The organism is Quisquiliibacterium sp. (genome assembly GCF_982640115.1).
In genome coordinates, this window is record NZ_CEXFHW010000190.1 from 1 (window position 1) to 7189 (window position 7189).

Annotated in this window: 6 protein-coding genes; 3 read left to right on the forward strand and 3 right to left on the reverse strand. The window is 70.0% G+C overall.

Translation table 11 applies throughout. The annotated features are described in order from the left end of the window. The coding region (locus tag AC2H6A_RS16550; protein WP_484274815.1) for an acyl-CoA dehydrogenase family protein at positions 1-1122 on the forward strand (1122 nt) is incomplete at its 5' end. An 88-nt stretch (positions 1123-1210) separates the two neighbouring features. Next, positions 1211-2020 carry an SDR family oxidoreductase gene (locus AC2H6A_RS16555; RefSeq protein WP_484274816.1) on the forward strand — a complete coding sequence of 270 codons (810 nt, stop codon included), beginning with the start codon at positions 1211-1213 and terminating at the stop codon, positions 2018-2020. 88 nt (positions 2021-2108) lie between these two features. Here the strand turns inward: AC2H6A_RS16555 and AC2H6A_RS16560 are convergent, their stop codons facing one another. The 3 genes from AC2H6A_RS16560 to AC2H6A_RS16570 all read right to left on the reverse strand — a co-directional run bounded on the left by AC2H6A_RS16560 (position 2109) and on the right by AC2H6A_RS16570 (position 5752). After that, positions 2109-3161 (reverse strand): phosphotransferase family protein, encoded by a 1053-nt coding sequence (locus AC2H6A_RS16560; protein WP_484274817.1) that lies wholly within the window; start codon positions 3159-3161, stop codon positions 2109-2111. Positions 3162-3174: 13 nt separating this feature from the next. Continuing rightward, positions 3175-4866 carry a class I adenylate-forming enzyme family protein gene (locus tag AC2H6A_RS16565; protein ID WP_484274818.1) on the reverse strand — a complete coding sequence of 564 codons (1692 nt, stop codon included), beginning with the start codon at positions 4864-4866 and terminating at the stop codon, positions 3175-3177. A gap of 94 nt (positions 4867-4960) precedes the next feature. Further along, a complete protein-coding gene (locus AC2H6A_RS16570; RefSeq protein ID WP_484274819.1) occupies positions 4961-5752 on the reverse strand; it encodes an HpcH/HpaI aldolase family protein in 792 nt (263 codons plus the stop codon). Positions 5753-6014: 262 nt separating this feature from the next. Between AC2H6A_RS16570 and AC2H6A_RS16575 the strand changes: the two genes are divergently transcribed. Beyond that, positions 6015-7175 carry an acetyl-CoA C-acyltransferase gene (locus AC2H6A_RS16575; protein ID WP_484274820.1) on the forward strand — a complete coding sequence of 387 codons (1161 nt, stop codon included), beginning with the start codon at positions 6015-6017 and terminating at the stop codon, positions 7173-7175. Positions 7176-7189 lie beyond the last annotated feature (14 nt).

Genomic DNA, 7189 nt, shown 5'->3' on the forward strand with positions numbered 1-7189 from the left:
GGCCAGCTCGAGCTGCTCGAAGAGGCCAAGAACGAGGCCAAGCGTCAGGGCCTGTGGAACTTCTTCCTGCCCGATGCCGAGACCGGCGAGGGCCTGTCCAACCTCGACTACGCCTACATCGCGGCCGAGCTCGGCAAGAACCCGCTGGCTTCGCAGTGCATGAACTGCTCGGCGCCCGACACCGGCAACATGGAGGTGCTCGAGCGGGTGGGCACCCCGGCCCAGAAGGAGAAGTGGCTCAAGCCCCTGCTCTCGGGCGAGATCCGCTCGGCCTACGCCATGACCGAGCCTGACCGGGCCTCCTCCGATGCCAAGAATGTCGGCATGCGCGCGGTGCTCGAGGGCGACGAATGGGTGCTCAACGGCGAGAAGTACTACATCTCGGGCGCCGGCGATCCGCGCTGCAAGATCATGATCACCATGGTCAAGACCAGCCCCGATGCGCCGCCGCACAAGCAGCAGTCGCAGATCCTGGTGCCCATCGACACCCCCGGGGTCAAGATCCTGGGCCCGATGTGCGTGTTCGGCGACGATGACGCGCCGCATGGCCACATGCACATCCGCTTCGACAATGTCCGTGTGCCCAAGGACAACATGCTGCTGGGCGAGGGTCGCGGCTTCGAGATCTCGCAGGTGCGCCTCGGCCCGGGCCGGATCCACCACTGCATGCGCTCCATCGGCCAGGCCGAGAAGGCGCTCGATCTCATGCTCAAGCGCGGTCTCTCGCGCGAGGCCTTCGGCAAGAAGATCATCTGGCTGGGTGGCAACATCGAGATCGTGTCGCGTGCCCGCATCGAGATCGAGGCCATGCGCCTGATGGTGCTCAAGGCGGCCAAGGCCATGGATGTGCTCGGCAACCGCGAGGCCCGCATCTGGGTGCACATGGTCAAGGCCATGGTGCCCGAGAAGGTCTGCAAGATCATCGACCAGGCCATCCAGATGCACGGCGCCACCGGCATCTCGCAGTGGACCCCGCTCGCCGGCATGTACACCGGTCAGCGCACGCTGCGTCTGGCCGACGGTCCCGATGAGGTCCACCACCTGGTGGTCGGCCGCAACGAGGTCCGCCGCCTCGAGAGCGACGACGAGGAGATGACCTCCTCGATGGTCTGGCGCAACTGAACCGGCCCGGCCGTCATCTGACCCGCCCACGGGGCCGTCCGGCGCGAGCCGGCCGGCCCCGTTTCTTCACCGTCACGGAGCAACCCGCATGAATCCGTCATTCGACGATCTCTTTTCCATCAAGGGCAAGGTCGCCCTGGTCACCGGCGGCTCGCGCGGCATCGGCGAGATGATCGCCGCCGGGTTCATGGCGGCCGGCGCCAAGGTCTACATCTCCTCGCGCAAGGCCGATGCCTGCGAGGCCACCGCGCGCCGTCTCGAGCAGGCCTATGGCGGGCAGTGCATCCCGCTGGCGGCCGACCTCTCCCGCATCGAGGGCGTGGGCTCGCTGGCGCAGCGTCTGTCGGCCCTCGAGCCGCGGCTGGATATCCTGGTGAACAACGCCGGGGCGGCCTGGGGCGCGCCCATCGACGAGTTCCCCGAGATCGGCTGGGACAAGGTGATGGACACCAATGTGAAGGGCGTGTTCTTCCTCACCCAGAAGCTGCTGCCGCTGCTGCGCGCCGCGGGTGCCGGGCCCAGCCCGGCGCGGGTGATCAACATCGGCTCCATCGATGGCCTGAAGAGCGCGATCTTCGACACCTTCTCCTATGGCGCGTCCAAGGCGGCGGTGCACCACCTCACCCGGTTCCTGGCCGCCCACCTCACCCGCGAGCGCATCCTGTGCAATGCCATCGCGCCGGGCCCCTTTCCCACCTGGATGCTCAGCACCGGGGTGGGCTTCGGCGGTGCCACCGAGGGTGTCGACTGGGAGAGCGTCGGCGCGCGCAACCCGAGCGGTCGGGTGGGCACGCCGCAGGACATCGCCGGCCTGGCGATCTTCCTGAGTTCGCGGGCCAGCGAGTTCATCGTCGGGCAGGTGATCGCCTGCGACGGCGGGATCGTCGGCACCTCCTGAATCGCGTGCCATCGGGGCGCGGTCATGCCGCGCCGGTGGGGTGCCGGCACCGGTTTCTTCGGTGCCGCCGCCCTCGCAGGCCGGCCGCTCAGGCGGCCTGTCTCACCCGCTCCACCGCCTGCTCGGCGAGCGTGAGCGCCGTGCCGATGCGCCCGCGCATGTGTTCGAGATCGATGCCGGCGCTGCTCTTCTTGCCCTCGAGGTAGCGGGCATAGACGCCGTGCACGATCATCGCGGTCTTCCAGCGGTTGAAGCCCAGGTAGTAGTCGATGCGCGAGAGGTCGCGGCCGCTTCGCTCGGCATAGCGCTGCGCGAGATAGGCGCGGTCAGGAAAGCCCGGCACCGAGGTGGAGGCGTCGGAGGCCTGCGGGATCGCGTCGCGCGGGTCGGGCCACCAGTTCAGGGCATAGGCGAGGTCGGCGAGCGGATCGCCCAGCGTGGAGATCTCCCAGTCGACCACCGCGGCCACCGTGGCCTGCGGACCGACCAGCACATTGTGGGTGCCGTAGTCGCCGTGCACCACGCGCGCGGGTTCCTGCGCGGGCAGGTTCTCGAGGAAGAATTTCTGCAGCGAGTGCGCGCGCGGGTCGTCGTACTTCGCGGCCGCGGCCGAGGCGGTCCAGGAGCGGTACCAGGCATTGAGCTGGCGACCCACATAGCTGTCGCGCTTGCCCAGTTCGCCCAGCCCGACCGCATCGGGATCCACCGCATGCAGGTCGGCCAGCACATCGATGAAGGAGTGGGCGAACACCATGCGCCGGTCGGCGGGCACCCAGCGCAGGGTGTCGGCGGCGCTGTAGAGCGGGTGGCCGTCGACCATGCCCATCACATAGAAGTTCGCGCCGGTGACCGCGCGGTCGGTGCACAGCCCGAGCGCCGCCGGCACCGGCACGGCGGTGGGGCCCAGGGCGCTGATCAGCTGCCACTCCCGCTCCATGTCGTGGGCCTTGGGCAGCAGCTCGCCCATGGGCGGTCGGCGGATGACCGCGCTGCGGCCCTGCGCGTCGTCGAGCCGGTAGGTGAGGTTGCTGTGGCCGCCCTCCAGGCGCGTCCAGCGCAGCGGCGGGGTGAGCCCGCGCACATGGGTGCTGATCCAGGCTTCGACGGCCGGCACATCGTAGCCGGGGATGGGGGTGCTCATGTCCGCTGTCTCCTCAGGAGGCTTTCAGGCCGAGGCTGGCCACCGCGGCGTCGCGCAGCTGGCGCTTGAGAATCTTGCCGGATGCGGTGCGCGGCAGCGGCCCGTCGGATTTCAGGATGTAGCGCGGCACCTCGAAGCGGGCAAGGTGGCCGGCGAGGAACTCGCGCAGGGCCTCGGCCTCGAGCGGTTCGGTGCAGTGCACGGTGGCGCCCACCTCCTCGCCCAGGCGCTCGTCGGGCACGGCATACACCGCTGCCTCGTGCACCTGCGGGTGCATGAGCAGCGCGGCCTCCACCTGCCCGCAGCCGATATTCTCGCCGCCGCGGATGATCAGGTCCTTGATGCGGTCGACGATGAACAGATAGCCCTCATCGTCGAGGTAGGCGACATCGCCGGTGCGAAACCAGCCGTCCTCGAACAGGCCGGCATTGAGCTCGGGACGGTTCCAGTAGCCGCTGAACATGCCGGTGCCACGCACCAGCAGCTCGCCGCGCTCACCGGCCGGCAGGGCGCGGCCCTGCTCGTCGATCACCTTCAGCTCCATCACCGCCGAGCAGCGGCCCGAGCTGGCGGGCCGGATGAGGTACTCCTCGCCGCCGATGCCGGCGCCGATGGCGTTGGTCTCGGTCATGCCCCAGCCGGTGCCGGGCAGGGCGTTGGCAAAGGAACGGTCGATCTGGCGCACCTGCTCGGGCGCGCGGGGCGCGCCGCCGCCGCCCACCGCGAGCATCGAGGACAGGTCGCGCTGGCTGCGCTGGGCTTCGCGCACCAGATCGCCGGTCATGGCCGCAGGCGCGATGAACGAGCTGATGCGCTCGCGCTCGATCAGCTCGGCGGCCTGCACGGCATCCCACTTGTGCATGCACACCATGCGGCGTTGCTGGCGATAGCAGCTCAGCCAGACCGCGTGGGAGCCGGTGGCATGAAAGAGCGGCACGGCCAGCAGGGTGCAGGGTGGTTGCGCCGGCGTGGGCGCGGGCTGGCCGCTCATGAGGATGGCGGCCTGGGCGTCGAGCTCCCAGGAGAGCAGCGCGGCCAGCACGCTGCGGTGGGTGAGCATCACGCCCTTGGGATGGCCGGTGGAGCCCGAGGTGTAGAAGATGGCGGCGAGGTCTTCGCCGCTGACGGTGGCCGGAGGCATCGGCGGGTTGCCGGCCTGCGCCAGCAGCGCGTTGAAGTCCGGCACACCGGCCGGCGCGGCGCTGGCCCGCACGGCGATCGCCTGCACGCCCTGCGCGCCGCTCTGCGCGAAGCGATCCAGACGCTCCTGGTCGGCGATCAGCACGCGGGCGCCGCTGTCGCGCAGGCCGTAGGCCATCTCCTCGGGCTGCCACCAGGCGTTCATGGCCACCGCCACCGCGCCGATCGAGGTGGCCGCAGTGAAGGCGATCACCCATTCCGGGTAGTTGCGCATCGAGATCGCCACCCGGTCGCCATGACCCACGCCGTAGCGCGTCACCAGCACGCTGGCCAGCGCGGCCGCCCGCTGCCGGGTCTGCGCGAAGCTCAGCCGCTCGTCCTGGTAGATCAGGAAGGGCTGCTCGGTGGCGGTGTCCTCGAAGAGCTGGCGCAGGGACGCAGGGGCGTTCACGAACATGCGCAGGGGGCGCCCGGCGACCTCGCGGGTCTGCAGCTCATAGGGCTGGCCGGGCGCGGTGAGGATGGCCAGGGCCTGCTGGCGGGTGGGCAGCGCGGTGGTACTCATGCGGTGGCTCGCGTGGGCGGCCTTGCGGGCCGCCAGGGTATGGGGATGCAGCGTGGCGCGGCCCGTCTGCGCGGGCCTCGGCCGACGCGCGCGCTCAGTAGGCCGTGGCCGGGCCCTTGGGGGCGATCGTGCCGCGGGCGCTGGCCAGCTCGGCGGTGGCCGCCGACATCATGAAGCCGATGTCCGAGCCGAGCGTGACGAACTCGAAGCCCATCGCCAGCCGCCGCTTGGCCCAGGCCAGGCTGCTGGTGTGGATGCCGGCCGGCACCTTGTGCTTCTTGCAGGCCTGCAGGATGCGTTCGACGGTCTCGAGGTGCCGGGGTTCGTCGGTGTCGCCCTGCGCGGGCAGCCCGATGGCCAGCGCGAGATCGGCCGGGCCGATGTACACCCCGCCCAGGCCGGGCGTGCTGACGATCGCCTCGAGGTTGTCCAGGCCCTGGCGGGTCTCGATCATCGCGATGCAGGCCATCTCGTCGTTGGCTTCCCTGGCGTAGCCGGCGCCGCCATAGAGACCGGCGCGCAGCGGCCCGAAGGAGCGGCTGCCCAGCGGCGGGTAGCGGCAGGCCGAGATCGCCGCGGCGGCTTCCTCGCGGGTGTTGACCAGCGGCACGATCACGCCGTAGGCGCCGGCATCGAGCGCCTTCATGATCTCGCGCGGGTCGTTGCCCGAGACCCGCACGATGGGCGTGGTGTCGCTGCCGGAGATGGCGGGCAGCATGTGCCGCAGGTCGCCGTAGTCGAGCAGGCCGTGCTGCATGTCGACGCACAGCCAGTCGAAGCCGATCCTGGAGAGCGCCTCGGCGCTGTGGGTGTTCGACAGCGACAGCCAGCCGCCGATGGTCTGCTGGCCGGCGCGCCATTTCGCGAGTGCGGCGTTCTTTCTCATGGTGTCTCCCCCGGGATGGTGGTGGGGCCGCTGCCAGAGGGCTGGCGCGGCCGTGTGTGATGTGTCTGCGCATTGTCCACCAGCGCGACGCGTGGCGCATCCCGCACGGCGTTCTCCCGCCGTCCGATCACGGTCACCCGGCCGATTCCTGGATCATCGCGGCTTTCGCAGGCCGGCGGATGGTGTGAAGATGCGGGTCGATCCGCAGGCGCCTCCCGGGGGGTCTGCGCCGGACATCCATCCCGCACCCGAGGAGACACCCATGCGGCAAGCAGTGATCGTTTCGTATGCGCGCACCGGCCTGGCCAAGGCCGGCCGCGGCGGCTTCAACAGCACCTCCAACATGGCCCTGCTCGGCCACGCGGTGGAGCACGCGGTCAAGCGCTCCGGCGTGGCCCCTGCCGAGGTCGAGGACGTGATCGCCGGCTGCGTGGCCGCCTCGGGCAATGTCGCGCGCGGCGCGGCGCTGCTGGCCGGTCTGCCGGTCACCACCTCGGGCATGACCATCCACCGGGCCTGCTCCTCGGGCCTGAACGCCATCGCGCATGCCTGCCACTATGTGACCCACGAGGGCGCCGACATCGTCGTCGGTGGCGGCGTCGACTCGATCAGCTTCCAGGGCGGCGGCGGGGGCGGCAAGGAAGACCGCATCAGCGAGATGTACCCGGCCTACTGGATGCCCATGATCGATACCGCCGATGTCGTCGCCGCGCGCTACGGCATCAGCCGCGAGTACCAGGACCAGTACTCGCTGCAGTCGCAGCAGCGCATGGCCGCGGCCCAGCAGGCCGGCAAGTTCAAGGACGAGATCATCGCCGTCAAGACCCGCATGAAGGTCGTCGACAAGGTCACCAAGGCCGAGTCGATGGTCGATGTGGAGGTCGACAAGGATGAGTGCAACCGCCCCGACACCACCCTCGAGGGCCTGGCCAAGCTCGAGCCGGTGAAAGGCGCCGGCAAGTTCATCACGGCCGGCAATGCCAGCCAGCTTTCCGACGGCGCGGCCGCGGTGGTGGTCATGGAAGCCCGCGAAGCCGAGCGCCGCGGTCTGCAGCCGATGGGCGCCTTCAAGGGCTGGGCGGTGGCGGGCTGCGAGCCCGACGAGATGGGCATCGGCCCGGTCTTCGCCATTCCGCGTCTGCTGGCGCGCCACGGCCTGAAGATCGACGACATCGACCTGTGGGAACTGAACGAGGCCTTCGCCAGCCAGTGCCTCTACAGCCGTGACAAGCTCGGCATCGACCCCGCCAAGTACAACGTCAACGGCGGCTCCATCGCCATCGGCCACCCCTTCGGCATGACCGGCGCGCGGCTCACCGGCCATGTGCTCATGGAAGGCAAGCGTCGCGGCGCCAAGCATGTGGTGGTGTCGATGTGCATCGGCGGCGGCATGGGCGCGGCCGGTCTGTTCGAGGTCTACTGATCCTGCCGGGGGGG

Bases quoted from the DNA above. Each gene is read 5' to 3' on its own strand.
- AC2H6A_RS16560 (WP_484274817.1), bottom strand. From the start codon at position 3,161: ATGAGCACCCCCATCCCCGGCTACGATGTGCCGGCCGTCGAAGCCTGG.
- AC2H6A_RS16570 (WP_484274819.1), bottom strand. From the start codon at position 5,752: ATGAGAAAGAACGCCGCACTCGCGAAATGGCGCGCCGGCCAGCAGACC.
- AC2H6A_RS16555 (WP_484274816.1), top strand. From the start codon at position 1,211: ATGAATCCGTCATTCGACGATCTCTTTTCCATCAAGGGCAAGGTCGCC.
- AC2H6A_RS16575 (WP_484274820.1), top strand. From the start codon at position 6,015: ATGCGGCAAGCAGTGATCGTTTCGTATGCGCGCACCGGCCTGGCCAAG.
- AC2H6A_RS16565 (WP_484274818.1), bottom strand. From the start codon at position 4,866: ATGAGTACCACCGCGCTGCCCACCCGCCAGCAGGCCCTGGCCATCCTC.